The 25,768-nt window shown below is 40.7% G+C and carries 24 protein-coding genes and 1 pseudogene; 17 read left to right on the top strand and 8 right to left on the bottom strand.

Going from position 1 to position 25,768, the window contains the following annotated elements; translation table 11 throughout:
* The first annotated feature begins 3 nt into the window (after window positions 1-3).
* The 5 genes from B879_RS12460 (at window position 4) to B879_RS12440 (ending at window position 6,102) form a co-directional block, all read left to right on the top strand.
* A complete protein-coding gene (locus B879_RS12460; RefSeq protein ID WP_009185543.1) occupies window positions 4-1,014 on the top strand; it encodes a lysophospholipid acyltransferase family protein in 1,011 nt (336 codons plus the stop codon).
* A gap of 92 nt (window positions 1,015-1,106) precedes the next feature.
* Window positions 1,107-2,201: a 4-hydroxyphenylpyruvate dioxygenase gene (hppD, locus tag B879_RS12455; protein ID WP_009185542.1), complete on the top strand. Its 1,095-nt coding sequence runs from the start codon at window positions 1,107-1,109 to the stop codon at window positions 2,199-2,201.
* A 193-nt stretch (window positions 2,202-2,394) separates the two neighbouring features.
* Window positions 2,395-3,519, top strand: coding sequence for a DUF4221 family protein (locus B879_RS12450; RefSeq protein ID WP_009185541.1), 1,125 nt, complete (start codon window positions 2,395-2,397; stop codon window positions 3,517-3,519).
* Between the two features lie 99 nt (window positions 3,520-3,618).
* Window positions 3,619-5,352, top strand: a complete 1,734-nt coding sequence (locus B879_RS12445) for a phospho-sugar mutase (RefSeq protein ID WP_009185540.1) — start codon at window positions 3,619-3,621, stop codon at window positions 5,350-5,352.
* Between the two features lie 180 nt (window positions 5,353-5,532).
* Entirely contained in the window at window positions 5,533-6,102 is a 570-nt protein-coding gene (locus tag B879_RS12440) for a hypothetical protein (protein WP_009185539.1), read from the top strand.
* A gap of 86 nt (window positions 6,103-6,188) precedes the next feature.
* Here the strand turns inward: B879_RS12440 and B879_RS12435 are convergent, their stop codons facing one another.
* The gene (locus B879_RS12435) at window positions 6,189-7,130 is read right to left on the bottom strand and encodes a succinylglutamate desuccinylase/aspartoacylase family protein (protein WP_009185538.1); all 942 of its coding nucleotides are present in this window, start codon (window positions 7,128-7,130) and stop codon (window positions 6,189-6,191) included.
* 88 nt (window positions 7,131-7,218) lie between these two features.
* On the opposite strand from B879_RS12435, the gene murB reads away from it, so the two are divergent.
* On the top strand, window positions 7,219-8,232 hold the full coding sequence (gene murB, locus B879_RS12430; RefSeq protein WP_009185537.1) for a UDP-N-acetylmuramate dehydrogenase: 1,014 nt from the start codon (window positions 7,219-7,221) through the stop codon (window positions 8,230-8,232).
* A gap of 19 nt (window positions 8,233-8,251) precedes the next feature.
* Here murB and B879_RS12425 read toward each other — a convergent pair whose 3' ends face one another.
* A complete protein-coding gene (locus B879_RS12425; protein WP_040400630.1) occupies window positions 8,252-8,734 on the bottom strand; it encodes a deoxycytidylate deaminase in 483 nt (160 codons plus the stop codon).
* Between the two features lie 170 nt (window positions 8,735-8,904).
* Between B879_RS12425 and B879_RS12420 the strand changes: the two genes are divergently transcribed.
* From B879_RS12420 to B879_RS12405, 4 genes are read left to right on the top strand one after another with little or no spacing between them, the layout of a single operon-like run.
* Window positions 8,905-9,180 carry a YidH family protein gene (locus tag B879_RS12420; protein WP_009185535.1) on the top strand — a complete coding sequence of 92 codons (276 nt, stop codon included), beginning with the start codon at window positions 8,905-8,907 and terminating at the stop codon, window positions 9,178-9,180.
* A 53-nt stretch (window positions 9,181-9,233) separates the two neighbouring features.
* On the top strand, window positions 9,234-10,214 hold the full coding sequence (locus B879_RS12415; protein ID WP_009185534.1) for a TerC family protein: 981 nt from the start codon (window positions 9,234-9,236) through the stop codon (window positions 10,212-10,214).
* 44 nt (window positions 10,215-10,258) lie between these two features.
* Entirely contained in the window at window positions 10,259-10,468 is a 210-nt protein-coding gene (locus tag B879_RS12410) for a DUF308 domain-containing protein (RefSeq protein ID WP_009185533.1), read from the top strand.
* A gap of 58 nt (window positions 10,469-10,526) precedes the next feature.
* Window positions 10,527-11,420, top strand: coding sequence for a Ppx/GppA phosphatase family protein (locus tag B879_RS12405; RefSeq protein WP_009185532.1), 894 nt, complete (start codon window positions 10,527-10,529; stop codon window positions 11,418-11,420).
* Here the strand turns inward: B879_RS12405 and ppk1 are convergent.
* Window positions 11,407-13,527: a polyphosphate kinase 1 gene (gene ppk1, locus B879_RS12400; protein ID WP_009185531.1), complete on the bottom strand. Its 2,121-nt coding sequence runs from the start codon at window positions 13,525-13,527 to the stop codon at window positions 11,407-11,409. The genes B879_RS12405 and ppk1 overlap by 14 nt on opposite strands.
* 118 nt (window positions 13,528-13,645) lie before the next feature.
* A complete protein-coding gene (gene gyrB, locus B879_RS12395; RefSeq protein ID WP_009185530.1) occupies window positions 13,646-15,604 on the bottom strand; it encodes a DNA topoisomerase (ATP-hydrolyzing) subunit B in 1,959 nt (652 codons plus the stop codon).
* Window positions 15,605-15,983: 379 nt separating this feature from the next.
* Between gyrB and B879_RS12390 the strand changes: the two genes are divergently transcribed.
* The 3 genes from B879_RS12390 (at window position 15,984) to B879_RS12380 (ending at window position 18,854) form a co-directional block, all read left to right on the top strand.
* Entirely contained in the window at window positions 15,984-16,736 is a 753-nt protein-coding gene (locus B879_RS12390) for a bacteriorhodopsin (protein WP_009185529.1), read from the top strand.
* A 92-nt stretch (window positions 16,737-16,828) separates the two neighbouring features.
* Window positions 16,829-17,995: a lycopene cyclase family protein gene (locus B879_RS12385; RefSeq protein ID WP_009185528.1), complete on the top strand. Its 1,167-nt coding sequence runs from the start codon at window positions 16,829-16,831 to the stop codon at window positions 17,993-17,995.
* Window positions 17,982-18,854: a Brp/Blh family beta-carotene 15,15'-dioxygenase gene (locus tag B879_RS12380; RefSeq protein ID WP_009185527.1), complete on the top strand. Its 873-nt coding sequence runs from the start codon at window positions 17,982-17,984 to the stop codon at window positions 18,852-18,854. Before B879_RS12385 ends, B879_RS12380 begins: the two co-directional genes overlap by 14 nt.
* Here the strand turns inward: B879_RS12380 and B879_RS12375 are convergent.
* From B879_RS12375 to glsA, 3 genes are read right to left on the bottom strand one after another with little or no spacing between them, the layout of a single operon-like run.
* Entirely contained in the window at window positions 18,851-19,228 is a 378-nt protein-coding gene (locus tag B879_RS12375) for a CoA-binding protein (protein WP_009185526.1), read from the bottom strand. The two genes, B879_RS12380 and B879_RS12375, sit on opposite strands and share 4 nt — an antisense overlap.
* Window positions 19,225-20,178, bottom strand: coding sequence for a glycine N(alpha)-acyltransferase GlsB (gene glsB, locus B879_RS12370; RefSeq protein WP_009185525.1), 954 nt, complete (start codon window positions 20,176-20,178; stop codon window positions 19,225-19,227). Before glsB ends, B879_RS12375 begins: the two co-directional genes overlap by 4 nt.
* An 11-nt stretch (window positions 20,179-20,189) precedes the next feature.
* The gene (glsA, locus tag B879_RS12365; protein ID WP_009185524.1) at window positions 20,190-21,005 is read right to left on the bottom strand and encodes a lyso-glycine lipid O-acyltransferase GlsA; all 816 of its coding nucleotides are present in this window, start codon (window positions 21,003-21,005) and stop codon (window positions 20,190-20,192) included.
* 209 nt (window positions 21,006-21,214) lie between these two features.
* Between glsA and B879_RS12360 the strand changes: the two genes are divergently transcribed.
* Window positions 21,215-22,051, top strand: coding sequence for an SDR family NAD(P)-dependent oxidoreductase (locus B879_RS12360; protein ID WP_040400629.1), 837 nt, complete (start codon window positions 21,215-21,217; stop codon window positions 22,049-22,051).
* Here B879_RS12360 and B879_RS12355 read toward each other — a convergent pair.
* On the bottom strand, window positions 22,048-22,755 hold the full coding sequence (locus B879_RS12355) for a hypothetical protein (protein WP_009185522.1): 708 nt from the start codon (window positions 22,753-22,755) through the stop codon (window positions 22,048-22,050). The genes B879_RS12360 and B879_RS12355 overlap by 4 nt on opposite strands.
* An 89-nt stretch (window positions 22,756-22,844) precedes the next feature.
* Here B879_RS12355 and B879_RS12350 point away from each other — a divergent pair, with 89 nt between their 5' ends.
* The 3 genes and pseudogenes from B879_RS12350 to B879_RS12340 form a co-directional block, all read left to right on the top strand.
* On the top strand, window positions 22,845-23,741 hold the full coding sequence (locus B879_RS12350) for a class I SAM-dependent methyltransferase (protein ID WP_009185521.1): 897 nt from the start codon (window positions 22,845-22,847) through the stop codon (window positions 23,739-23,741).
* A 376-nt stretch (window positions 23,742-24,117) separates the two neighbouring features.
* Window positions 24,118-25,293 (top strand): aspartate aminotransferase family protein, encoded by a 1,176-nt coding sequence (locus B879_RS12345; RefSeq protein WP_009185520.1) that lies wholly within the window; start codon window positions 24,118-24,120, stop codon window positions 25,291-25,293.
* A gap of 150 nt (window positions 25,294-25,443) precedes the next feature.
* Window positions 25,444-25,644 (top strand): annotated as a pseudogene (locus B879_RS12340) (IS256 family transposase); the annotation flags it as partial.
* Window positions 25,645-25,768 lie beyond the last annotated feature (124 nt).

Below are 25,768 nucleotides of genomic sequence, written 5' to 3'. Positions count from 1 at the left end.
ATCATGAAAAACACCTTCAATGCCCTACTGAGAAGGGCAGTTTGGTTAGCACTGCACTTATATTTCAAAAAAATACGCGTCTTTGGTAAGGAAAACCTGCCCAAAGGAAAAGCTGTGCTCATTGTTGCAAACCATCAAAATGCGTTGATAGACCCTATTTTAATTGCCACCCATACCCAACTCAAACCTCACTTTTTGACCAGGGCTTCAGCCTTTAAAAACCCCATTGCAGCCAAACTCTTGGACTTCATCCGCATGATTCCCATTTACCGCGTCAGAGATGGCATCGACAACATGGGTAAAAACAAAGAAACCTTTGAAAAAAGTGTGAAAATCCTGTCCAATAAAGGCTCACTCTTGATCTTTGGTGAAGGCAACCATGACATGCACAGAAGCCTAAGACCACTGAAAAAGGGCTTTGCAAGAATTGCTTTTCAGACCTTGGATGAAAACCCTGAGCTGGAACTTCTCATCTTGCCCATCGGGATCAATTATAGCAACCATAAAAAATCAGGTAGTAATGTAGGACTATACATCGGGGATGCCTTCCCTGCCAATGACTATTATCCAAAGAACTATGAGGGTATTTTACTGGAAACAGCCAAAAGACTAAAACCTTTGGTCAGTCATGTTCCGAAGGAACGCTATGAGGAATGGATGACCCTCCTGGTAAAAGAAAAGGTGGACCTGACTAACCCTGAAATGGTGAAAAAATTTATAGAGGGACAGGGTTTGAAAAAAGTTGAAGATCCAACATTCAGCCCTTACTTTACCAATAAGGTGATGAAAGTCTTCCATTTCCCTGTTTATTGGATCTGGCTTTGGCTCAAAACCAAGATAAAAGATCCTACCTTTACGGCTACCTTCAAATTTGTCATAGGACTAGTTTTTATCCCTTTTTGGTACCTTTTCCTTTTTGTAGGGCTTCCAACCTTAGGATGGGAAGCATGGATCCTTCCATGGACATTCCTAGGAATAATATACTTGATCAGCAATACCAGCGAGCAGGCCTGATCAGGTCATCCTTTAAGGGCAACATTGCTTCTAAAGCTTACCCAAATTTTCTATCTTTGGGATGAGAATTATAAACCCAAAAGATAGATAACATGAAACAGGATTTTCTTCCCATCAATGGGACAGACTATGTGGAATTGTATGTTGGCAATGCCAAGCAGTCTGCACTTTATTACCAATATGCCTTCGGATATGAACTGATTGCCTATTCCGGTCCAGAAACCGGTGTGAGAGACAGGGCTTCTTACGTCTTGAAGCAGGATAAAATCAGACTGGTACTGACTACTCCCCTTCAGGAAAACCATCCCATTGCTGACCATATCAAAAAACACGGGGATGGCGTAAAAGTATTGGCACTATGGGTAGATGATGCGGAAAATTCCTGGAAAGAAACCACTTCCAGAGGGGCAGTTTCCTATGAAGCACCCAAAGCATTAACCGACGAACACGGAGAGGTTAAGGTGGCCTCCATCAGGACCTATGGGGAGACCATTCATACCTTTGTAGAAAGAAAAAATTACACAGGGGTTTTCCTTCCCGGATTCAAAGAAAGAAAAAGTGAATATAAGGCTACACCCATCGGATTGAAATACATTGACCACTGTGTAGGAAACGTAGGTTGGGGAGAAATGAACAAATGGGTGGATTTCTACGAAAACGTGATGGGCTTCAACCTCCTGATCACTTTTGATGATAAGGATATTTCTACCGAATATTCAGCCCTGATGTCCAAAGTAGTTTCCAATGGTAATGGCTATATCAAATTTCCTATCAACGAGCCAGCTGAAGGCAAAAAGAAATCCCAGATTGAAGAGTACCTGGACTTCTACAATGGTGCTGGCGTACAGCACATGGCAATAGCCACAGATGATATAGTCCACACCGTATCTGAACTCAGAAAAAGAGGGGTAGAATTCCTGGAGGTACCTTCCACATACTACGATGATTTGCTCGACCGGGTAGGACAAATAGACGAAGACCTTCAGCCCTTAAAGGACCTTAACATATTGGTAGACAGAGATGATGAGGGATATCTGTTACAGATCTTTACCAAACCTGTTCAGGACAGGCCTACCCTATTCTATGAAATCATCCAGAGAAAAGGTGCCAAATCCTTTGGAAAAGGGAATTTCAAAGCCCTTTTTGAAGCTATTGAAAGAGAGCAGGAATTGAGAGGGAATCTTTAAAGTCTAAATAATCCTTTACTTAATATGGCTTTTGACCTGCATCTTTCAGGTTCAAAAGCCATTTTTTTTATCGCTTCTCTCCAATGCAACGGACTTTAAGGTACAAGTAGAACGATATTCTCCTCCCATAAAAACATGGCTTTAGTTGTTACTTGTCAACTATTTCTTTATTTTTAAAGAAACTTATTGTCCCATGAAAAAAAATTATCTCATCATCTTATCCTTCATCGCTTGGGCTTGTGGAAAATCATCGGACTTGGAAATTAAAAACCAGGGGGCACAATTATCAATAGAACAGGATACGGTACTGATCGACCCAAAAAATGAGATTTTGATGGCAGCTGTAAACATGTATGTGTTTGATTTAAATCCGGATAAAAACCTTTTGTACAGTTTTGACAGAAAGACCAATTCCCTTGAAATACTAGACCTTGTCCATTATAAATTATTGGAACAAAGAAAGTTTGCCGCTGATGGTCCTGATGCGGTAAGTAGTTTCCCGCAACGGCTGATTTCTCTTGGAAATGACGAGATCATGATCATGGGATTTGAAAAAAGCGGAATTTATACCACTGAAGGAGAATTTTTAAAAGAAATAGCTTTAAGCCCTACCATGTACAAGCAACCAGAGGAAATCAAGGATTTTGGATTCCGTAATGACATTATTTTCCTAAATGATTCAACGGTACTAACTGGAATTATGAGTTTTCAGGACATTTACCCTTATCTGGTCAAACTTCACCTGAATCAAAAAGAATTGAGTCTCATAAAATTTGAGCCCATCAAAGAACTGGAAAAATTCAAAATCGAAGTTGAAAGCCCAAAAATCATCTATACGGGCAATTTTAATCTAGCTAAATTTGGAGATAAAATTTTGATCTCCTCCAACTTTTTCAACGATGCTTACATTCTAAATCCCGAAAATGGAGAGTATACACACCACACTTTCAAGAGTGAGTTAACTGCCAATGCCAAAACAACAGGCCATAAACCTTTGGTATCTAATCGCAATGAGTTCAGTGAAGAAATGAAAAAACTCAGTCAACAGATTGAATTTGGAAGATGGCTTTGGGACATAAACGAGAAGCTTTTTTACAGGTTATCCTATTACAAATTACCGGATCAGGAAAGCGAAGAATTGGCAAATGTTTACATCAGCGTTTTTGACCTAGAACTCAACATGCTGGATGAAAAAAGGATACCGGGTTACCAAAAAGTCCCTGGAACGTATTTTGTCAAAGATGGTGCCATCTGGATTCATGAAAACATAGATGATGAACTGGCTTTTGTCAGGTTGAAAATCAGTTTGTCACCCTGAATGAAGAAAAACGGGCAATTCATCCAGTTCTTCCCTTTTACATATGGCAATATTTGATGAATTTTATAAATTGTACATTCACAATTTAATTTTTCCAAAATGACGACAATAGATCCTAACATCATAGCCAAGGCACAAAGCTGGCTGAACAGTAACATTGACGAAAAAAGTAAAAAAGAGATACAGGCCTTACTGGATGCACCTGACAAAACAGAGTTAATTGATTCCTTTTACAGAGACCTGGAATTTGGGACTGGTGGTTTGAGAGGTATTATGGGGGTAGGTTCCAATAGAATGAATGTATACACCGTGGCCATGGCAACGCAAGGTTTGGCCAACTACCTCTTGGCATGCTTCCCCAATGAAGAAATCAAAGTGGCCATCACCCATGATTGCAGGATCAACAATACCTTATTTGCAGACACCACGGCCAATGTATTTACTGCCAATGGTATTAAGGTGAAGTACTTCAGAGAATTGAGGCCAACACCTATGCTTTCCTTTGCCATCCGTTACTTTGGGTGTAAAAGCGGTGTAATGGTCACCGCCTCTCATAATCCCAAAGAATACAATGGCTACAAAGCCTACTGGGATGATGGCGGACAGGTAGTCGCCCCACATGACAAAAACATTATTACAGAAGTACAGAAAATCACCTCCATCGATGATGTCAAATGGGATAAAAATGATGCCCTGATCGAATACATAGAAGCAGATTTTGACCTGATCTATCTCAATGAGGTCAAGAAACTGAGCCTTTCTCCCAATGAGGTGATGCTCCAAAAAGACATGCCCATTGTTTTTTCACCCATTCATGGCGCTTCCGGCAAAATGGTGCCCGCTGCTTTGAAGGTTTTTGGTTTTGAAAACATTCATATCGTCAAAGAACAGGCAGAACCTGATGGCACCTTTCCTACGGTCATTTATCCCAACCCTGAAGAAGCAGAGGCATTGACGATGGCTTTGGAGCTGGGTAAAAAGACCAATGCAGAATTGGTCTTGGCCTGTGACCCAGACGGAGACCGCTATGCCGCTTGTGTGCCAGATGGAAAAGGAGGTTTTGAATTGCTTAACGGTAACCAAACCGGTGCACTGCTTACTTATTACCTCTTGAGCAAATGGAGAGAACATGGTAAATTGACCGGGAAAGAATTTATGGTCAATACCATTGTAACCACTGAATTGATCGATGAAATCTGCAAAGGCTTTGGAGTCACCTGCTATTCGGTACTGACTGGATTCAAGAATATTGCAGAGGTAATCAGAAATCTGGAAGGTAAAAAGCAATTCATTGGAGGAGGCGAGGAAAGTTATGGCTACCTGGTTGGCGACTTTGTAAGAGATAAAGATGGGGTTTCCGCTTGTGCCATGGTCGCTGAAATAGTTGCTTACTACAGAACCAAAGGGAAAACCATTCAGGACGTCTTGGCAGAAATTTACATGCAATTTGGTTTCTACAAAGAGTCCCTGATTTCGGTCACCAAAAAAGGCAAGGACGGGGCAGAACAAATACAGGCATTGATGGCTGGTTTCAGAACCAATAGGCCTACCGAAATGAACGGTATTAAAGTCGTCAAGGTAGTAGATGTGAAAGAAAGTAAAGTATACGATGTGGAAAAAGGAACTGAGTCCGCCCTTCAAATGGATAAATCCAATGTCATCCAATTCTACTTGGCTGATGGCAGCAAAATTTCTGCCCGACCATCGGGAACTGAACCAAAAATCAAGTACTACTTCTCTGTCCATGAAAGCTTACCCAACAGGGAAGCTTATGATGCCGTTTCGGCAAGTTTGGAGGAGCAACTGAACGGATTAAAGCAATATTTCCAATAAAATATAGTTCTTCAAATCAACCCAAGTGCAGAATTTTAAACTAATTTTAAAATTCTGCACTTATTTTTTTGCCAAACACTTGTTGTCATAAAAATGTTTTTTCCTTTATTTGTATGGGCCAATCAATAGGGAGCGCTGCGCGGAATATCGCCCACCACTTATTCTAAAACTTATCCAACTATGAAACGTATTCTCACTGTATTTTTAACCCTAACAATCTTCGGGCTATTCTCTTCTTGTGATAGAGGACCGGAAAGACCGGATTTTTACTACAGGTTCAAATTCAATGGGGTTCAAAAAGAATTTAAAGCAAGTACTGATGCCGATATTACTTTTATAGAAACACAGTTTGGTTTTAATTTGGCAACCTTTACCATGGTTACGGGCCGAAACACGGATAGAAATGCATTGGTCATCGGATTAAGGTACATCGGTGAACTTCAGACTGCCTACCAAATGCAAACCCCAATTATGGTCAATAATGTACTATCCACCACCTTAACTTTCTTTTTTCTGGACGAAAATGGAAAGCCATACTTAGCTACATTGCTCCAAAGTGAAAATCCTGGCGCTTTAGATGATGGAAGAGTGGAATTCACTGCCATTACTCCAGAAGGAAGTTATGGCACCTTTGAAGCCATCGTCTTTGACCCGACGGAAGAAACCAGTGAGCTTTCTGCCAGACAAATCTATAGAATTACAGATGGAGAATTCTTTTTGCCTAATGTTTCTTCTATCCGTACAGAATAAAAGACAATCACTATCATTTGGGTGAAAACCAGGTTGTAAATGAACAACAAGGAAGCTTTAAGTAAATTTCCCTTATAGTTCCCTTGTTATTCTACCCTTCCCACATGAACCAAGGCATCCCCGGCATTGACAACGGGATTGTTATTGAGGCCTACCACAAACCCATTGTGTATTGCTTTGATAGGGATCTTTACCTGGCCATAAGGATCGGAAATTTTAGCCAGAACCTGACCTTTTTTAACTTCTTCTCCTAGTTTGACCGAAGCTGTAAATATTCCTGACACCTTCGCCCTCACCCAGGAGCTTTCCTTGATTTCTATACTTGGTTTGGATACAAAGGGAATATCTACCATACCCAAATAAGCAAGCATCCTTTGGGTGCCTAAAATGGCTTCTTCCACAGACAGGTCATCCAAACGCATGGACTCCCCTCCTTCATATACCAAAATATGTTTTCGCTTTTTGAAAGCTTCTTTTCTGAAACTTTTGTCAATATGAGGAGAATTCAAGGTAAAATGTGCTCCAAATGCTTTGGCGAGCTCCAATCCCTTTCGGTCCCTGAAGTCCACCCGAATCTGTGGAAAGTTGGACAGCATACGGCCACCTGTATGAAAATCCAATCCATAATCAATCGTCGGGATAATATCATTCATAAGGATATACGCAATTTGAGAAGCAAGGGAACCTTTTTTGCTACCCGGGAAACTCCTGTTAAGGTCTCTTCCATCAGGAAAGGTCCTTGAATTACTTAAAAATCCATAGATATTCACCAAGGGAATAAAAATAATAGTTCCCTTAATGGGGTTGATGATCTCCTCCTCCAACATCCTCCGCACGGCAACAATGCCATTGATTTCATCACCATGTACTCCTCCTGAAATCAAAACCACAGGTCCTTCCTCTTTGGCCCTACGGATAAAGACCGGAAGATCGATCAGCGTGTGCGTGGGAAGCCTGGCAATAGCAATGTTGATATTAAGTGACTGACCGGGACGCACCCGAACACCATTGATAATCAATTCTTTCATAAATTTATCGTACAGCTGATGGGGTAAATGTAAACCAACCTTTCAATTTGCTCAAAATCTTGTTTAATTCGCAAGTATAAATTTCCTTATGAATATACAAGAAAACATTCCGCTTCTGCCATACAATACTTTTGGAATTGATAAAAAAGCAAGATTTTTTACCATTGTGCATGATGAGTCTGAAGTAAAAAATGCCATAATTAAGGCGAAATCCCTCCAAATCCCGCTTTTTGTTCTTGGAGGAGGCAGTAACATCCTACTTACAAAGGATGTACAGGCCTTAGTTATGAAAATTGAAATTCAGGGCATACATGTCATTCAGGAAAACAAAGACGCCGTATGGGTAGAGGTAGGTGCAGGGGAAAACTGGCATCAATTTGTGCTTCATTGCATACAGCAAAGTTGGTCAGGAGTAGAAAATTTATCACTGATTCCGGGAACAGTTGGGGCTTCTCCCATGCAAAACATTGGGGCCTATGGCGTAGAAATAAAGGAAACCTTTCATCAGTTAAAGGCCATCAACAGGGAAACCTTGGAAGAGGAAACATTTGACTGGGAGGCCTGTCAATTTGGCTACAGAGAAAGTGTGTTTAAAAACACCCTGAAAGATCAATATGTCATCACCCGGGTAATTTTCAAACTGAGCAAAACACCGAATTACCGTACAGAGTATGGGGCCATCCAAGATACCCTCAAGATTATGGGAATCAAAACCCTCAGCATCAAACATATCAGTGACGCAGTAATCCACATTCGGCAAAGCAAACTCCCTGACCCGGCCCAAATCGGTAATGCTGGCAGTTTTTTTAAAAATCCAACCATCTCTTTTGAAGCCTTTGAAAAGCTTAAAGCCTCCTATCCAGATGTACCAAACTTCTTAATGGACGCAGGTGTAAAAATCCCAGCTGCTTGGTTGATTGAGCAAACGGGTTGGAAAGGAAAAACTTTTGGCAACATTGGGGTGCACAAAAATCAACCCTTAGTACTGGTGAACTATGGAGGTGGTGAAGGCAGTGATATCGCCGCATTGAGCCAAAAAATTCAGGAATCAGTCAAATCCAAGTTTGGAATTGAACTCTATCCTGAAGTGAACTTTATATGATCATGAAAGAGATTTTAAGTTAAATCAAGGGATCATCAAATTGAATTTCTTTCCCATATTTGACCACCTCTACTCCAAACTTTTCCAGGAAGCCAATGCCCTCATCATAAGGCAAACCCTTGTATTCGGCATAAGAATACATGTATACCACCTTGACAATACCGATGGAGAATATGATCCTTGCACAGGCCAAACAAGGGGCTAGTGTCACATACAGCGTGGATCCATCCACGGAAGTATTGTTTTTGACTGCATACAAAATGGCATTTTGCTCTGCGTGAATGGCCAGTGTACAACTGCCCTTGCTGTCCCTGGCACAACCTGTATCAGGAAATTCTTCATCACAATTATGCGTACCGGCAGGCGGCCCATTGTATCCTATGGAAATGATTCTGGTTTCTTTGGTCAGTACCGCCCCCACATGCTTCTTAATACAATGGGATCTCTTGGCAAGGTTGACTGCCAATTCCATAAAAATATCATCAAAATTTGGCTTACTCATGGAACTGAATTTTTCCTTGGTGTATTTTATGCTCAAGGACCAAAAGTAAATAAAGAGGAGCATTTAAAACCAATTTGCAGAAGAATTTCATAAAATTAACTTAAGTATCCCCTAAGGTGGAATCAATTGATCAGAGATTTGTACTTTTGTCAAAAATCAAGCTTACATAGATGGAAAATTTAAGTGAAAATGAACTGATTGTAAGGGATTATCTGGCCAGACAAAGAACCTACCTTGCCAATGACCGCACCCTGCTTTCCTATATCAGGACTTCCCTCTACTTTTTGGTCAGTGGAACAGCTTTGATGGAGGTCAATGCCCTCGAACATGTTAGAGATCTTGGCTACCTCGCTTTTGCTTTGAGTTTAGGCATGTTGCTATTAGGTTTTTTCAATTACTTCAAAGTAAAAAGGAAACTAAAAAAGCATTACTACCAAAAAATGTAATTAGGCTGAAAATAGCCTGCCCCTATCAATGCTAACCCTATAAAGACCAACCCTTGAATTATTTCGAAGAAGAAGGCTATGTGCTGATTGCCTTTGGCATTGTCGTATTAGGACTTTTGGCCTTGGATTTATATGTTTTTAACAAAGAACCGCACAAGGTTTCTACCAGAGAAGCCTTCAATTGGTCTTTGCTTTGGATAGGACTCGGTTTATTATTTGGCGGATATATTTATTTGGATTTTGGGATAGAAAAAGCTTCCCAGTATTATTCGGCTTTTTTGATAGAAAAAGCACTCAGTGTGGACAATCTTTTCGTTTTTATTCTCATTTTCCGTTTTTTTAAAGTTCCCGACAAATACCAGCATAAAGTCCTTTTTTACGGCATCTTAGGTGCTATAATATTCCGGGCGATTTTTATCCTTGCAGGGGTAACCCTGATCAATAAAACCTATTTACCCGAATTTTCCTGGCTGGGACTGGACTTCCGGTTCAATATCATTCTGACTATCTTTGGAATTTTCCTCATGTATGCTGGTTATAAATCCTGGCATGGCGATGAAGAGGAAAATGAAAGGGACTTTTCAAATACCCTTGGGATCAAACTGGTCAAAAAACTCTTCCCGGTCGATCCCCGGTACCATGAGGGTAAATTCTTTGTCAGAATCAATGGTAAAAGATTTGCTACCCAACTTTTGATCGTCGTAGCAGTCATAGAGTTTACCGATCTGATTTTTGCGGTGGATTCCATTCCTGCCATTTTTGCCATTTCTCAGGATCCAATTATTCTCTACACCTCCAATATCTTTGCCATCCTTGGCCTGCGGGCCTTGTATTTCCTTTTGGCCAATAGCTTCGCCATGTTCCACTACCTGCAACATGGCCTTTCATTTATCTTGGGTTTCATAGGTTTCAAGATGATTTTATCCACAGTCTACCATCTGCCCTCCCCTGTTTCCCTGGCCGTGGTTTTTGGCATTTTGACCATCAGCATTGGACTTTCGCTACAGAAGTACAGGGCAGAAAAAAGAACTTAAGCAATCTTTGGTAAAGTTATTGCTATATTTTAGCTAAAAAAGCTATGAAAACTTTAGGAATTATTTTGATCGTATTAGGGATTGCCATGTTTTTTATCCCAGGAATCAGCGTACAGACAGAAGAAAATCTTGTGGACATAGGTCCTATTGAGGTAAACCAAACCAAAGACCATGAACTGACCTGGCCAAGCTATGCAGGAGGTATCAGTATTGCGGCTGGCGTGATATTGCTATTCGCCGGAAGAAAGAAGTAAAACCCTAACTTAAATTTAAATTATTGGTTAAATTGTTGTTCACCAAGAAAGATTGATTTTGAGATTAGCAGCCGTAGATATAGGATCCAACGCCATTCGCCTACAGATCACCACAGTGACCCATAATGAGGGAGAGATCAACTTTAAAAAACTGGAATATTTGCGTTTCCCCCTTCGTCTGGGCATGGACGTATTTCATACACGAAGGATATCAGATAAGAATAAGAGAAAATTCATCAAACTGATGAAGGCTTTTAAACTGCTGATAGACCTTTATGAAGTGGATGATTACATGGTTTGTGCTACCTCAGCCATGAGGGAATCCGAAAACGGAAAGGAGATTGTAGAGGAGGTAAAAGAGGATATCGGACTGAAGATCCAGATCATTGACGGCAACCTGGAAGCGGAACTGATCAATTTGGCTTTATGGGCGCATATTGATGAAAAATCCTATTTGCATGTCGATGTAGGCGGAGGGAGTACTGAATTGAACATTTACTCCAAAAAACAAAAAATTGCCTCGAAATCTTTTAAAATAGGATCAGTAAGAGCACTTGAAGATAAGATACCCCTTTCCGTTTGGAAAAGCATGGGTGTATTTATTGAAGAACACATCGGCAAAAGGGAAAAAATCACCTGCATAGGAACAGGTGGAAATATCAGTAAAATCTTTGAACTCAGCAATCCCAGAAAAAACAAAACTTTTATACAGTTGGATAAAATCAAAGAAATTCAGGAATACCTGGAATCCTTTAGTTATGAAGAGCGGATCAATAAACTTAACCTCAACCCGGACAGGGCAGATGTCATCATACCGGCATCCAAAATTTACCTGGCAGCAATGACAGCAGCCAATTCAACAAAAATGATAGTCCCTGATGTGGGCCTTAAAGATGGCCTCATGCAGGTCTTGTATAAAAAAAACAAGAATAAAAAAATCAAATCAACCTGACATCCATAACCTGATCTGTGGTAACATCAAAGAATGCTTTGTGCACATTAAATTCTTCTTCATCCGCCTGAGGTAGCTTAAGGACATAAGATCCATCCTCCAGCATCCTGTACGCATTGACATTGTCCCTTAAATTAAAAGCCAGAATATTCATCAATTGCTTTTCCAATAAATTGTCCTCAATCCGGAATAAAGATTCCAGTCTCTTATCAAAACTCCTGACCATCATATCCGCGGAACCTGCATAAGTTCTGGTATTGCCATTGTTATGGAAATGGTATATCCTCGAATGCTCTAAGAAATCTCCCACCAAGGAAATCACCTCTATATTTTCACTCAATCCTACCCTCCCCGGTCTGAGACAGCAAATCCCCCTAATAATCAGCTTGACCGGGACCCCTGACTGAGATGCCCTGTACAGGGCATATATGATTTCTGAATCCTCCAAAGAATTTACTTTGATAAAAATACCCGCCGGCAGCCCATTACGGGCATTTTCTGCTTCCTGTTCGATAAATTCTATCAATTGATTCCTCATATCCCTTGGGGCGGTAATCAGGTTTTGGTACACGGTAGGCATGGAATGTCCTGTGATAACATTAAAGAATTCTGATACGTCATTGGCCAACACTTCATTGGTAGTTAGCAGACCTATATCGGTATACAGACGTGAAGTATCTTCATTATAATTGCCAGAGCCCAAATGAACAAAACGGGTAACGAAATTATCATCCTTTTTGACAATTAACATGAGCTTGGTATGGGTCTTCAGATTACTGATACCATATATGACAAAACAACCTGCTTTCTGTAATTTCTTAGCTTCACGGATGTTGTTTTCCTCATCAAAACGCGCCTTAACTTCAAATAATACCGAAACGTGCTTACCATTTTCTGCCGCCCTCAAGAGGGCTTTGGTAATCCTGGAATCTTTGGCCAGCCTATAGATGGTCATTTTAATGGCCATCACGGTAGGATCATCGGCTGCTTTTTCGATGAGGTCCAAGATCGGGTCAATGTTATTATAGGGATGATGGAGTAAAATATCTCTGTTTTTGAGCACATGGAATATATCCTCTGTACCCTCCTGAGGATAAGATATGGGTGGTACAGGTGAAGGCATCTGCGGCAATTTATCCTTAAATCTCCTATTGCCGATTACCTGCCATAAGCCCGTGAAATCCAGCATACTGGATCTTTCTACCTTAAAAATACTATCGTCCTGAATGTTCCAACGCTCCTTTAGAAGATTGATCATCCATTTACTGTATCCCTCTTCTATCTCTATGCGAACTACCCGGCCCGTTTTCCTTTCATTAAGTTTTCGCTTTACCTCCTCCAGGAAGTTGGCATCCATGTCTTCACTTTCTTCCAATGTGAAATCCCCATTCCTGGTAATCCTGAAAAGGTTTATGGATTCTATATTCACATTTCGGAAAAGGGAGACAATGTTTTCTCTGATAACCTCTTCTATAGGGATGTAAACTACCATATCCTCTCGTTCAACTTCAAAAAAACGGGGAATATTGGCCGGAATTTGAACAAAGGACAGTTTTCTGTTTTCTTTTTTATCCCCAGGAGCCAAGGTAACCACCCCAAAAATCAATAATTTATTCATCAAAATCGGGAAAGTGCGGTACCCGTCAAACACCATCGGTGTAAGCATTGGATATACAGCCTTCATAAAATAGGACTTGATATAATCCCGCTCATCTGCATCGAGATTTTTGACATTACTCAATATAAATCCACTTTCCGACATGTTGGGAAGCAAGTTTTTCAGGAAATGTTCCTGCTGCCTCTTGTGAAAGTGCTGGCATTCCAGCATCAATTTCATTTTAAATGGTTCCTCCCTTAATCCAGAGTAATCTACCCGCTCTTTTTCATAATCGAGATAATTGTATAAAGAGCCCACTCGAATCATAAAAAATTCATCCAGGTTTGAGGCCGTGATTGCCAAAAACTTCAACTTTTCAAAAATTGACCTACGGTCTTTCTTTGACTGATCCAACACCCTTTCATTGAATTTCAACCAACTGAGGTCACGGCTGACCAAGTCACTGCTTTCAATGATATTGTTGAATTTATCTGTTGATGCTACTCTCATAGGTTCTAGAATTTATACAAATCTAACAATCTCCCGTTTTGTATTAATAATCTTAAGTTTAACAATTTAATATAAAAAAAAGGGGCGCTAGGCCCCTTTTTCCATTTTCGGTAAATTATCAAGTATCAATTTTTGCATACTTGGCATTCCTTTCAATGAAATCTCTCCTAGGAGCCACTTCATCCCCCATCAACATGGAGAACAAGTGATCGGCTTCTGCCGCAGACTCTATGGTGACCTGCTTTAAAGTCCTGGTATTGGGATCCATGGTGGTACTCCAAAGCTGTTCCGGGTTCATTTCTCCCAGACCCTTATAACGCTGAATATTGACAGAATCCTCTTTGCCTTCTCCTGCCATCTCTGTCATCAAAATCTTCCTTTCTTCTTCCGTCCAGCAGTACCGCTCATCTTTACCTTTTTTCAACAAATACAAGGGTGGCTGCGCAATGTAAACGTATCCTTTCTCAATGAGCGTCCTCATATATCGGAAAAAAAGCGTCAAAATCAAAGTTCTGATATGTGAACCATCAATATCTGCATCCGTCATGATAATGATTTTATGGTATCTCAAATGAGATAGATCAAGCTCTTTATCATCACTCGCAGTTCCAAATTTGACACCGAGAGCAGTCAGAATATTTTTGATCTCATCGTTATCATAAATTTTATGTTCGTGGGCTTTTTCCACGTTTAATATCTTACCCTTTAACGGCAGTATGGCCTGAAAATCACGGTCTCTACCTTGCTTGGCTGATCCTCCGGCAGAATCCCCTTCCACGAGGTACAATTCACAAACGGTTGGGTCAGAATTGGCACAATCCGCCAGTTTTCCAGGAAGTCCTCCCCCACCCAAAACATTTTTCCTCTGAACCATCTCACGGGCTTTCCTTGCAGCATGTCTCGCCTGAGCAGCCAAGACCACTTTACCTACAATGATTTTAGCCTCTTTGGGATGTTCCTCCAGCCAGGTCTGTAAAGTTTCAGATACTGCACCATTAACGGCACCTGAGACATCTGAGTTGCCTAATTTGGTCTTGGTCTGACCTTCAAATTGTGGTTCCGCCACTTTCACTGAGATCACAGCGGTCAAGCCTTCGCGGAAATCATCTCCAGAAATGTCTATTTTCAACTTGTCCAACATACCGGATTTGTCCGCATAGGCTTTCAATGTTCTGGTAAGAGCCATCCTGAAACCTGAAACGTGCGTACCTCCTTCGTAGGTATTGATATTATTTACATACGAGACCACATTTTCTGAATACGATGAATTATAACTCATACCTACTTGAACAGGCACGCCATTTTTTTCTGCATCGATATAAATTGGTGATTCAATGATCTTTTCCCTGGTTTCATCCAGGTACTGAACAAACTCAACCAATCCACCTTCTGAGTAAAATTCATTGGAACGTGGGTTACCATCGTCCTCTAATTCCCGCATGTCCTTCAAATGGATCCTTATACCGGCATTCAAAAAGGCCAATTCCCTCAACCTGGTAGCAATGGTTTCATATTTGTACTCCCCAACAATGAAAATACTGAGATCCGGTTTAAAGGTAATTATTGTACCTCGCTTATCCGTTGTGCCTACTTCCTTAACTGGGTATTGGGGTACTCCGATTTTATACTCCTGCTCGTAAATCTTACCGTCCCGGTGTACTGTTGCTTTTAGATCAGTAGACAAAGCATTCACACATGAAACACCTACTCCATGGAGTCCACCTGAAACCTTGTAGGTGTCTTTGTCAAATTTACCTCCAGCGTGAAGAACCGTCATAACTACTTCCAAAGCCGACTTCTTCTCTTTGGGGTGCATGTCAGTAGGAATTCCCCTACCGTTATCCTCCACAGTAATGGAATTATCTTCATTGACCGTAACATAAATGGTATCGCAATGACCTGCCAATGCCTCATCAATGGAATTGTCCACTACTTCCCAAATCAAGTGATGTAAACCTTTGACGCCTACATCGCCGATATACATGGCGGGCCTTTTTCTTACTGCTTCTAAACCTTCTAAAACCTGGATATTACCAGCTGAATAATCCTTCTGATTTTCTTCTTTTTTTTCGCTCATAACAAGATTCAAACGCTTTTCTCAAATAGAAAAAAGAGATTTTTCCTTTCAATAATCAACCCGTAATAATACGCAAAAAAATCGAGAGCACACACCTTTTTAAATAATGAAATCCTGTACGATCACGGAATCTGAACCCTCAAATTCACTTTGGTCGTAAACCAAAATTTTATTCTAAGTTTTATTCATTTTTTAAAATAAATGGCTTTTGAATCCAATACCTATTTTAAACTGTTTATACCTCTTTTACAGTATTTTATATACAATTGTTTAACAATTAGGCTTTTTCATTAAACAAATTACCTTCTGTTGTATTTATCTTGTTAAAAATCACCAAAATAATGTTTTACAATTCTTCACCATTTAAAAACAATTTACTATGAACACCATTTTAACCGCAGATTTGGTAGGTCTTGATAAGATCATCAATAGCGACCCAATCGCCATTACCTTCTTCATTGGGTACATGGCTATGTTTGCTTCCGCCGTATTCTTTTTCGTAGAAAGAAGTTCAGTGGATGGAAAGTGGAAAACTTCCCTTTTGGTATCCGGTTTGATCACGGGTATTGCTGCAGTACACTACTATTACATGAGGGACTTTTACCTCGAGACTGGCACCAGTCCAACAGCTTTCAGGTATGTGGATTGGACGTTGACTGTACCTTTGATGTGTGTGGAGTTCTATCTATTGACAAAGCCTTTCGGAGCCAAAGGTAGCACCCTATTCAAATTAATCGTTGCCTCTCTATTGATGTTGTTAACTGGTTATATTGGTGAGACTTCCGGAATCGATAGCAACATCTTCTGGGGTGTAGTTTCTACCATCGGTTACTTATACATCGTATATGAAGTGTTTGCAGGAGACGTAGCTAAATTGACTAAAACTTCCAACAGCCCAGAATTGGCCCGTGCCATGTTCTTGTTGAAAATCTTCATCACTTTAGGATGGTCAATCTATCCAATCGGTTACATGGTATTGCCAGGCAACCTGCTATCCGGTGTATTTGAAGTGAGTAGCATAGATTTGTTCTACAACTTGGCTGATGCCATCAATAAAATTGGTTTTGGTTTGGTGATCTATTCTGTAGCCATCGCTGAAACCGCTAAGAGCAGAAAAGCAGTTGCAGCTTAATTGTTCAAGTAAGCTGTCCCGACCTTCGGGGCAGCTTCTTTTTACTTGTTTGTTGTTAAAAAACACCCACCCAAACCTAGCCAAATTTGACCATGCAAACGCCAATTTCCACTTATGATTACATAGTCACTGGATTCGGTTGCGCGGGCATGAGTTTACTTTATCACATTTTAAATAGTGAACTCAAAGAAAAAAACATTCTAGTCATTGACAGTTCTGACAAAACAGAAAATGACAGGACCTGGTGTTACTGGTCTGAAAAACCCCTCAATATTCACCCAAAAAACTCCCCTTTAATTTTCTGGGAAAACATTGCACTTTCCAACGGAAACCAATTGGTAAGAAAGCCATTGGGTAATATGAAGTATTTCCATATCAAATCTTCTGACTTTTATCAGGAGATTTTAGAAAAAATCAAACAGTACCCCAATATTCATTTTTTAAAGGACACTGTGATTGCTTTAGAGGATCATCAGGATGGAGGCATCAATGCCATAACAAAGCAAAGCGGTACCTTTTTTGCCGAAAAGGCATTTAACAGTATTCCTGAAACTAAAGACATTAATTCAAGCCCTATCATATTGAAGCAAATATTTGTGGGTTGGAAAATCAAAATCCAGAACGATAAATTCGATAAGAACACAGCAGTTATGATGGATTTTGAGGAGCAAAACACGTCAAAAACTGCTTTTTTCTATATCCTTCCTTTTTCAGAGAGTGAGGCACTTTTGGAATACACTGTATTCAGTACAGATCCCGTGGATATGGTAGTCATGGAAAAACAACTGGAAAATTATATTCTTGAGAACTTGGGAGAATCTGAATATGAAATCACCTTCCGTGAGCACGGTAGCATTCCTATGACAACTTTTGAATTTGGAAAACCTCAAAGTAAAAATATAATCAGATTAGGCACTCTTGCCGGTTGCAGCAAGCCCAGCACAGGATACACATTTCATAACATCCAAAAGCATTGTGAATCAATTGTCCACGCGCTAGAAAACAATTTGGAAACCAATAAGTTGATATGGAAGAGAAATGGAAGATTCAACTTCTATGACAACATTCTTCTTAACATTGCCAAAAAGTGGCCCAATGCACTCCCTACGGTTTTTGTCAACCTTTTCCAGGTTAATTCCGGGCCGGCGGTATTGAGCTTTCTTAGTGAGGAAACCAATCTGTTTCAAGAGCTTAATTTACTGATTAAACTCAAGTTCCCTATTTTCATTAAATCCCTGATACATTATGAGAAACATTGAAAAAATTGGTAAAACCATAGGGCTGATGATAGCAATCGTTTACCTTTTGTTCTTCCAGGGAAATCAAATTTTTGAATGGGTTCTATTTGCAAGTATCCTACTCACCATTGGTATACCCCATGGGGCCTTAGATCATTTGCTGTTGAATCCAAAAATTTCAAACAAAGGTCTGGTCAAATTTATCTTAAAATACCTGGCCATCATTGTAGTGTATCTCGTAGTTTGGATCTTTTTACCGGTTCCAGCTTTATTGGCATTTTTGCTCATGTCTGCCTATCACTTTGGTCAAAGCCATTTTATTGGAAATGATTTACAAAGCAAAAAGAAAACAACCTATCTCATTACAGGCGTATTCTATCTCAGTGTGATATTTTGGGGAGATTTTGACAATACTGCAATCATCCTCAAAGGCATTGTTGACATAAGTCCGCTATCCGGATTTGGCTGGCCAATCATCATAGGCAGCTTCATATTGAGCATGATCCTTTTAGTAAAAAATTCTTATGCTGATTGGCGCATTTTCAGTTTGGAAATGGTCATTATTGGTTTCCTGCTTTATCAACTTCCCTTATTGGTGGGTTTCATCATATACTTTGGATTTTGGCATGCTCTTCCAAGTATGACAGAAGAGTATCAGTCCTTGAAATGGTTCCTAGGAAGAAATAAACTCAAGAATTTTATCAAAAGGCTGATGCCATTTACAGCAGCAAGTGTGGGCGGCATGTGGCTTATCCTGGCCATTTTTTATCCGGGAAGTGAGCCTGAAGAATTGGTACTCCTTTTCTTCATTTTAGTATCATTGATTTCAGCACCACACATTTGGTACATGAATTTATTTCTGGAAACGAAAAAGAACTAAAATTGACCAGTACTGAGCATTACCAGGTTGCATGCCCTGCATGCATCAATATTGTTGGCTTTGGCAAGATCAAAAAGCTCTTGATTTTCAGTACCGGGATTAAAAATAATACGCTGGGGTTGAAGTGATAAAATATAATCATACCACTCCTTTTGATTTTGGGGTCCTAAATATAAGGTGACCGTATGTACGCCGCTTATAGAAGGTCGTTCTCGCAAATCCAAAATTTCCTCTCCGAATACCTCCCCCTTTTTAATGCCCACTGGCACAAATGGAATTTCCCTTTCAGAAAACATTTCAGCTGCCCTGTAAGCATAACGCATGGGATTGGTACTAGCTCCTAAAATTACAGTCTTTTTATCTTGTTTGTTCATCTGCTACCAAACACCTTATCTCTTTCAAAGGTTTCCAGATGCCTTTGCTTTTTACTTTCGTATATATCTTTGAGCGTGATAAGAATTCCTGTTTCCTCTACTGCGCCAAATTCATCATTGAGGGCAGTCCCAAAAGTTTTCATGGTTGGAGAAAGGTTCATGTAGGTATTGATCAAAGGTGGGATATTTTCACCCAAGGCCCTGATTCTTGAATTCAACAATTTATAACCTTCTTTATAATCCAACCCATCAAAAACCCCTTCAAACCCTTTAGGATCAGACTCATAGCTCAAAACCAAGTGTGGTAGCGGTCTTACCAATGCTTCCTTATCCGGAAAATAATGGTGCATAAAATATAACAGCAAGTCCCTGCCTTCTCTGTTGAAGTGCGGATACATGGTGACTTTTCCAAAAAGATATTTGATGTCCCTGTTAAGCATTACCACAGCCCCTAAGCCATCCCACAAATTATCCAAAGAAAACAGGCCTTTCCTATTATTGACACTGGGCTGATACATGGGTTGGACAAAAGACCTGCCCAATTCGATGGTATGTGGAATGTAATCTTGAATGAATTTTTCTGAAAAAGAAAAAAGGTGTGCCGTAGATAGGTTGATATTTCCATGTATATCCAAACCTGCTTCTCTGCATTTGATCAAACGGTATCCGGCCACAATTTCCTCATCCTCCGGATTCCAGGTAATGAGTTGTTGATAACAATTTTCATGGGTATCGTTCTCATCCAAATCCAAAGCCATTCCTGTCCCACCGCCTGCTGCCCTAAAAGTCAATTCTCTGAGCCTGCCAATTTCCTTAACCACATGGGGTGCACTGTGATAATCCACCAAATAAATATGATTGTTACCATTATTAGTATACCTAAGGAACCGCTCAGAAGTCAGCTCACTTTTCAATAATTCACGATCAATAGCAGGTATTATTGCTTGCATAATTAAAATTTTTAGGCCATTTGATATACTATCTCTTTGACCTCCTTAGCCCACTCAGCTTCAGTTTTGGATTGATCAAAATACTGGTAAGAAATGGGTTTTCCTATATGAATAACAACTTTTTTCCCTTTTTGGGCAAACATCTCATCCGCCAGGTAAAACATTTCCAGGTTAGCTTTAATACCCAGTTTTTTTCGCAGATTGGCCATGTTATAAAAAAAGTTTGAATTCCTGCCTTCAATATACACAGGTACCACATTCTTTTTATACCGCTTGGCTTTCGAAATAAAACTTTTTTTCCACTCGAGATCCTTGATACCGCCAGGCTGTTTGCGGGAAACCAATCCAGCTGGGAAAACCAGGACTGCATGCTCTCCAGCATAAGTTTCTTCTATCAATTTAGAAACTTCCCTACTATTGGCCCCATGCTTATTAACCGGAACAAACATAGGTTCAAAATTCTTGATATTGGTAAGTATGTCGTTGACCAAAAAACGGATATCTGTTCTGTATTTTCCCAAAGCATACATGAAAGCAACCCCATCCATACCTCCTAAAGGATGGTTTGATGCAAAAATGACCGGTTCTTCCAAAGGTATATTTTCAGCTCCTGTCAAAGTTACCTCCACTCCAAACTCTCCGATAAGCGCATTGACAAATTCCATGCCCTGCAAATGTCCAATATTGGCCATCACCGCGTTGATGTCCTTCTCATGCACAATGCGTTTGATATAGCGCAGTGCAAACCCAGGAAGCCATCTGTGCAAACTGGCATTTTTATTTTTAAGCACCTGCTCAATATCAATAAACGGTTTCTTGCTTTCCAAATCTCCTGAGGTTTCCTTTAATCAATTGATTCACAACATCAAACAAACAGATATACTCTTCATAAGTTTCTGTTTCGGGTGATTTTTAAAATAATCCGATGCTAAAATTACAATTTTTTGGCAATTCCTTGTTAAAAATTTGGTTGGTTCCAAGCCTGATTCAAACCAAATCAGTGCTGATTTGGTTTATTTTCAAATGGTATGACAATATGAAATTAGCAATCACTGGCCCCACTTCCGGCATTGGGGCAATTACCTTCCAAGAATTGGTCCCTGTATGTGAAAAAGTATATTTTCTAGCCAGAAATGCCGAAAAAGCCAACTTGGAAATAAAGAAACTCCGCCCAGAATATCAGGAAAAAGTTCAGTTCATACCTATGGACCTGGCAGACCTGGAAACCGTAAAAACAGCATCGGAAAAAATTCAGGAAAGCACCGATTCCATCGATGTGCTGATCAATAACGCAGGGGGAATATTCTCCCAATACGAAAAAACCAAAGACGGCTTTGAGCTGAGTTTTTCAGCCAATCATTTGGGACATTTTTTACTGACTAATTTATTGTTACCACAACTGCTGGAATCAGCAAATCCAAAGGTCATTAATGTGAGTTCTGAAGCCCACCGTGCAGCTAAAGTCCATTTTGATGACCTACAATTTGAAAAAAACAATTACAGCGCCTTCAATGCCTATGCCAATGTAAAGCTTTTCAACATCCTTTTTTCCAAATCCTTGAAGGAGAAGTTCGGAGATCAGGGCCTGAAATCCTATGCCCTGCATCCTGGAGTCGTCAAAACCAATTTCGGCAAAGAGGCCAATGGCATCTTCAAACTCTTCTGGAAACTGGCCACTCCTTTTATGATAGATGCCAATCAAGGTGCAAGAACCAGTATTTTCTTGGCCAAAACCCAACTTCCAGACAACCAAAATGGCTATTACTATAAAAATTCCAAGCCATCTGTTCCTTCTAGGGAAGCCAGATCACAAAAGTATCGGGATAAACTTTGGGAGATAAGCTTGGAGCACTCCACTCCATGGATGTCCTAATCAAAAAGAAATTCCAAAATACGCTTCATGTCAGCTGTCTGCTCAGGCTTGAGTTTTTCAGCTTTCATAAAAGCCCTCACCTGTGAAAATTGCCCTTGTGCCAATTCCTTAATTCCGGAGTTATTGGTCTTAATTTCGGTACTTTTCAATCCATTGATTTTAAAGTACCTGATGTTGGTTTTGAATACATCATATTGCGGTCCTGTATAACCATCCTTCAGGGTAGTAGGCTTCACCAGGTGTTTGCTATGGAGGGCAACATATTTATCCCTATCCTTTTCATAAAGAACTTCCACAATCCGTTGCTTGCCTTCCAGGTATTCCAAACGAAAAAGCTGGGGCTGCTCTTCTATAGTTTTGAGCCATTCCCAGTTTTTTAAAATCAAAGGGTCAGAATCATCTCCACCCGTTTGAATAAACACTTCCTCATTTTCCGGATAGATATTAAACGGAATATCATCATACACCTTGCCCCCTGAAAGGGCTATAGTGGCAGATTTAGGTTCTTCAAATAAAAATGGTGTCCCTTTAACCCCATCGCTTTTTACATTGAACCTAAAGGCCCTTCCATAGTCCAGGTCACTGTTTGCATTTCCAGGGACATTGGTTCTCTGCATGGTCGTTACTGCCTGCGACCATGCGGTACTTACGCTTAGAAAAACTGTTATCAAAACACCTAATCCCTTGATCATCATCCTACTCATGTGCTTTTTTATTTATTATCATAAAAGTAGGAAATCATTGCCAAAAGTAAAATGCCGATCCCATTCAATTATTCCATTAATTTTGTAGGATGAAAGAGAGTATTTTATCCCTTAGCCCAAAATTCTGGGAAGACTATGAACTGATTGATACCGGTGGCTTTGAAAAACTGGAAAGGTTTGGCCAATATGTGCTTAGCCGCCCAGAACCTCAGGCCATTTGGGACAAGAGTATGAGCGAGGAGGATTGGAGAAAGATGGCTCATGCACACTTTGCCAAAGAAAAAAACAACCCTGAAAAAGGACAGTGGAAGGAATCGAAGAAAATACCCCACAATTGGCAAGTAAGCTATCAAAATCCAGGTGGACTGAAACTCCGCCTCAACCTGGCGATGACTTCTTTCAAACACATTGGGCTTTTCCCTGAACAAGCCGTTAACTGGGATTATATATCCGACACACTGAAAGATTTTCCAGTTAAAAATCCGAAAGTCCTGAACCTTTTTGCTTATACTGGGGCAGCCTCAGTAGCTGCAAGGGCACATGGTGCCGAGGTAACCCATTTGGATTCAGTGAAGCAAGTAGTTACCTGGTCCAAGCACAATATGGAATCCTCTGGTTTGGATGGCATCCGCTGGATAGTGGATGACGCGATGAAGTTCATCCGCAGGGAAGTACGACGGGGCAATACTTATCATGGCATTATCCTGGACCCTCCGGCATATGGCAGAGGTCCTGATGGGGAAAAATGGATACTGGAAGAACAGATCAATGAGATGCTCAAACTCTGTGCACAGCTGTTGGATCCTGACCACCATTTCCTGATCCTGAACATGTATTCGCTCAGCTTTAGCTCAATCATAGCCGCAAATTTGATCAATTCCAATTTCAAAGAAGTAAACAACGCCGAACATGGGGAGTTGTACCTGGTAGATCGATACAATAAAAAACTGCCCTTAGGTATTTTCTTTCGCTTTCGAAAAGTCTAAGTGTCTCATAGAATAAAGCGTTCTTGGTACTTTGTTCAGGGTTCAAGAGTTCAGGGTTCATGGATACAACAACAAGATTCGTAAAACCTTGAACGTGTGAACTTTTGAACAAAATAGGGTTCAGCGTTCAGCTTGCTCCGAAGTATTTCGGAGGGTTCAACGTTAACGGTTAACGGGTTAACAGTTAACAGGTGAACGGTTAACGGTTAACGGTTAACAGTTCACTTTCATTGAACTACTTGTCCGCCGTGACGGATTGAACATACCTCCACTTGGTACTTGGTACAAAGTCTTGATTCTTGTCTCTTGTCTCTTGTCTCTTATCTCTTGTCTCTAACTTCTAACCTCTCACCTCTCGCTTCTAACAGTCTAAAAAATGAATAACCGCCAACTCTTCCTTTCCCACCTTGCCCAGACCACAGACTTTCCGCTGATGATAGAAATTGAAAAAGCGGAAGGGGTTTTTATGTTTGGTCCGGAGGGTAAAAAATACCTGGACCTGATTTCAGGCATTGGCGTCAGCAATGTGGGTCACCGGCATCCCAAGGTTTTGGAAGCCATACAGGAACAACTCGACAAATACCTACACCTCATGGTGTATGGGGAATATGTTCAAAGCCCTCAGGTAAAATTGGCCAAGGCACTTTGCGATACCCTTCCCTCCCACCTGGATAATGTGTACCTGGTCAATTCAGGTTCAGAAGCAGTAGAAGGAGCCCTCAAACTGGCCAAGCGCTTTACCAACCGTAGGGAAATCATTTCCTGTATCAATGCCTATCACGGTTCCTCGCATGGCTCGCTTTCCGTCGGTGGCAATGAAATTTTCAAAAGGGCTTACAGGCCTTTATTGCCCGGAGTTAATCATATCGTCTATGGGGCTTATTCCCACCTGGAACAGATCACGGAAAACACAGCCGCAGTAATCATCGAAACCATTCAGGGCGAGGCTGGGATAAAGGTGGCCTGTAAAGAATATTTTCAGGCCTTGAGGAAACGCTGTGATGCAACCGGCACTTTGCTGATTTTGGATGAGATTCAGGCAGGCTTTGGAAGGACAGGGAAATTCTGGGCTTTTGAGCATTTTGATATAGTTCCTGATATTTTGGTCTGTGCCAAGGGCATGGGCGGTGGAATGCCCATTGGGGCTTTCATTGCCAACAAAACGGTCATGGGTGCCTTCAAAAACAATCCCTTACTGGGCCACATCACTACTTTTGGAGGGCATCCGGTTTCAGCGGCTGCTTCATTGGCCACCATACAGGTCATTCAAGAGGAAAAGCTTTTGGAACAGGTGGAAGCCAAAGCCGACCTGTTCAAAAAGTTGCTCGTTCATCCCATGATCAAGGGCATCCGCAACAAAGGCCTGATGATGGCGGTGGAATTTGAGTCCTTTGAAGTCCTGAAACCCATCATCGACCGGGCGATAGAAAAGGGCGTGATCACCGATTGGTTCCTGTTTTGTGACGACTCCATGCGCATCGCCCCTCCCCTGATCATCAGCGAAGTCGAAATCGAACAGGCCTGTGGGTTGATTTTGGAGGCGATTGGATGAGAAGTGATGAGTGGTGAGTGGTCAGTGGTGAGTGATGAGTGATGAGTGTTGAGTGTTGAGTGATGAGTGATGAGTGATGAGTGTTGAGTGATGAGTGTTAAGTGTTAAGCGTTAAGGGTTAAGAGTTAAAAAGTTCAGGGTTCAGGGTTTCCGGTAGAGGCACTCCATAGAATCATGCGAAAACTTATAAAAAGCAAAGCTGCATGGACATCAGAAACAGCACTGTTGAAACAGCTCTATTTATCGATCAGCCGGAACGAAAAATCATGGAGAAGAAAAGCTTTCGGATGGACTTCCGTCCAGCGAGAAATCATGGAGTTGTACCCGGAGAGGGAACACAAAAAAAACTAAATTTTGAGCCTATTATCTTAGTTATTTTAACCCGGCGGGACTAGGCTGAAAGAAAGATTAAACCTTAGACACAGTTTAATGAAATATTCCCTCGCTTCTCGCTTGTCCCCTCTCGCTTCTATCT

Origin of the sequence: Cecembia lonarensis LW9, assembly GCF_000298295.1 — a bacterium.
GTDB classification, from domain to species: domain Bacteria; phylum Bacteroidota; class Bacteroidia; order Cytophagales; family Cyclobacteriaceae; genus Cecembia; species Cecembia lonarensis.
The sequence above is the reverse complement of the archived record's forward strand: the minus strand, read 5'-3'. Positions and strand labels throughout refer to the sequence as shown.

Coding starts and splice junctions, on each gene's coding strand:
- ppk1 (WP_009185531.1), bottom strand. CDS start 13,527: ATGAGAGTAGCATCAACAGATAAATTCAACAATATCATTGAAAGCAGT.
- B879_RS12460 (WP_009185543.1), top strand. CDS start 4: ATGAAAAACACCTTCAATGCCCTACTGAGAAGGGCAGTTTGGTTAGCA.
- B879_RS12345 (WP_009185520.1), top strand. CDS start 24,118: ATGAATAACCGCCAACTCTTCCTTTCCCACCTTGCCCAGACCACAGAC.
- B879_RS12450 (WP_009185541.1), top strand. CDS start 2,395: ATGAAAAAAAATTATCTCATCATCTTATCCTTCATCGCTTGGGCTTGT.
- hppD (WP_009185542.1), top strand. CDS start 1,107: ATGAAACAGGATTTTCTTCCCATCAATGGGACAGACTATGTGGAATTG.
- glsB (WP_009185525.1), bottom strand. CDS start 20,178: ATGCAAGCAATAATACCTGCTATTGATCGTGAATTATTGAAAAGTGAG.
- B879_RS12440 (WP_009185539.1), top strand. CDS start 5,533: ATGAAACGTATTCTCACTGTATTTTTAACCCTAACAATCTTCGGGCTA.
- B879_RS12350 (WP_009185521.1), top strand. CDS start 22,845: ATGAAAGAGAGTATTTTATCCCTTAGCCCAAAATTCTGGGAAGACTAT.
- B879_RS12435 (WP_009185538.1), bottom strand. CDS start 7,130: ATGAAAGAATTGATTATCAATGGTGTTCGGGTGCGTCCCGGTCAGTCA.
- B879_RS12355 (WP_009185522.1), bottom strand. CDS start 22,755: ATGAGTAGGATGATGATCAAGGGATTAGGTGTTTTGATAACAGTTTTT.
- B879_RS12420 (WP_009185535.1), top strand. CDS start 8,905: ATGGAAAATTTAAGTGAAAATGAACTGATTGTAAGGGATTATCTGGCC.
- B879_RS12380 (WP_009185527.1), top strand. CDS start 17,982: ATGAGAAACATTGAAAAAATTGGTAAAACCATAGGGCTGATGATAGCA.
- B879_RS12360 (WP_040400629.1), top strand. CDS start 21,215: ATGAAATTAGCAATCACTGGCCCCACTTCCGGCATTGGGGCAATTACC.
- gyrB (WP_009185530.1), bottom strand. CDS start 15,604: ATGAGCGAAAAAAAAGAAGAAAATCAGAAGGATTATTCAGCTGGTAAT.
- B879_RS12425 (WP_040400630.1), bottom strand. CDS start 8,734: ATGAGTAAGCCAAATTTTGATGATATTTTTATGGAATTGGCAGTCAAC.
- murB (WP_009185537.1), top strand. CDS start 7,219: ATGAATATACAAGAAAACATTCCGCTTCTGCCATACAATACTTTTGGA.
- B879_RS12385 (WP_009185528.1), top strand. CDS start 16,829: ATGCAAACGCCAATTTCCACTTATGATTACATAGTCACTGGATTCGGT.
- B879_RS12410 (WP_009185533.1), top strand. CDS start 10,259: ATGAAAACTTTAGGAATTATTTTGATCGTATTAGGGATTGCCATGTTT.
- B879_RS12375 (WP_009185526.1), bottom strand. CDS start 19,228: ATGAACAAACAAGATAAAAAGACTGTAATTTTAGGAGCTAGTACCAAT.
- B879_RS12445 (WP_009185540.1), top strand. CDS start 3,619: ATGACGACAATAGATCCTAACATCATAGCCAAGGCACAAAGCTGGCTG.
- B879_RS12390 (WP_009185529.1), top strand. CDS start 15,984: ATGAACACCATTTTAACCGCAGATTTGGTAGGTCTTGATAAGATCATC.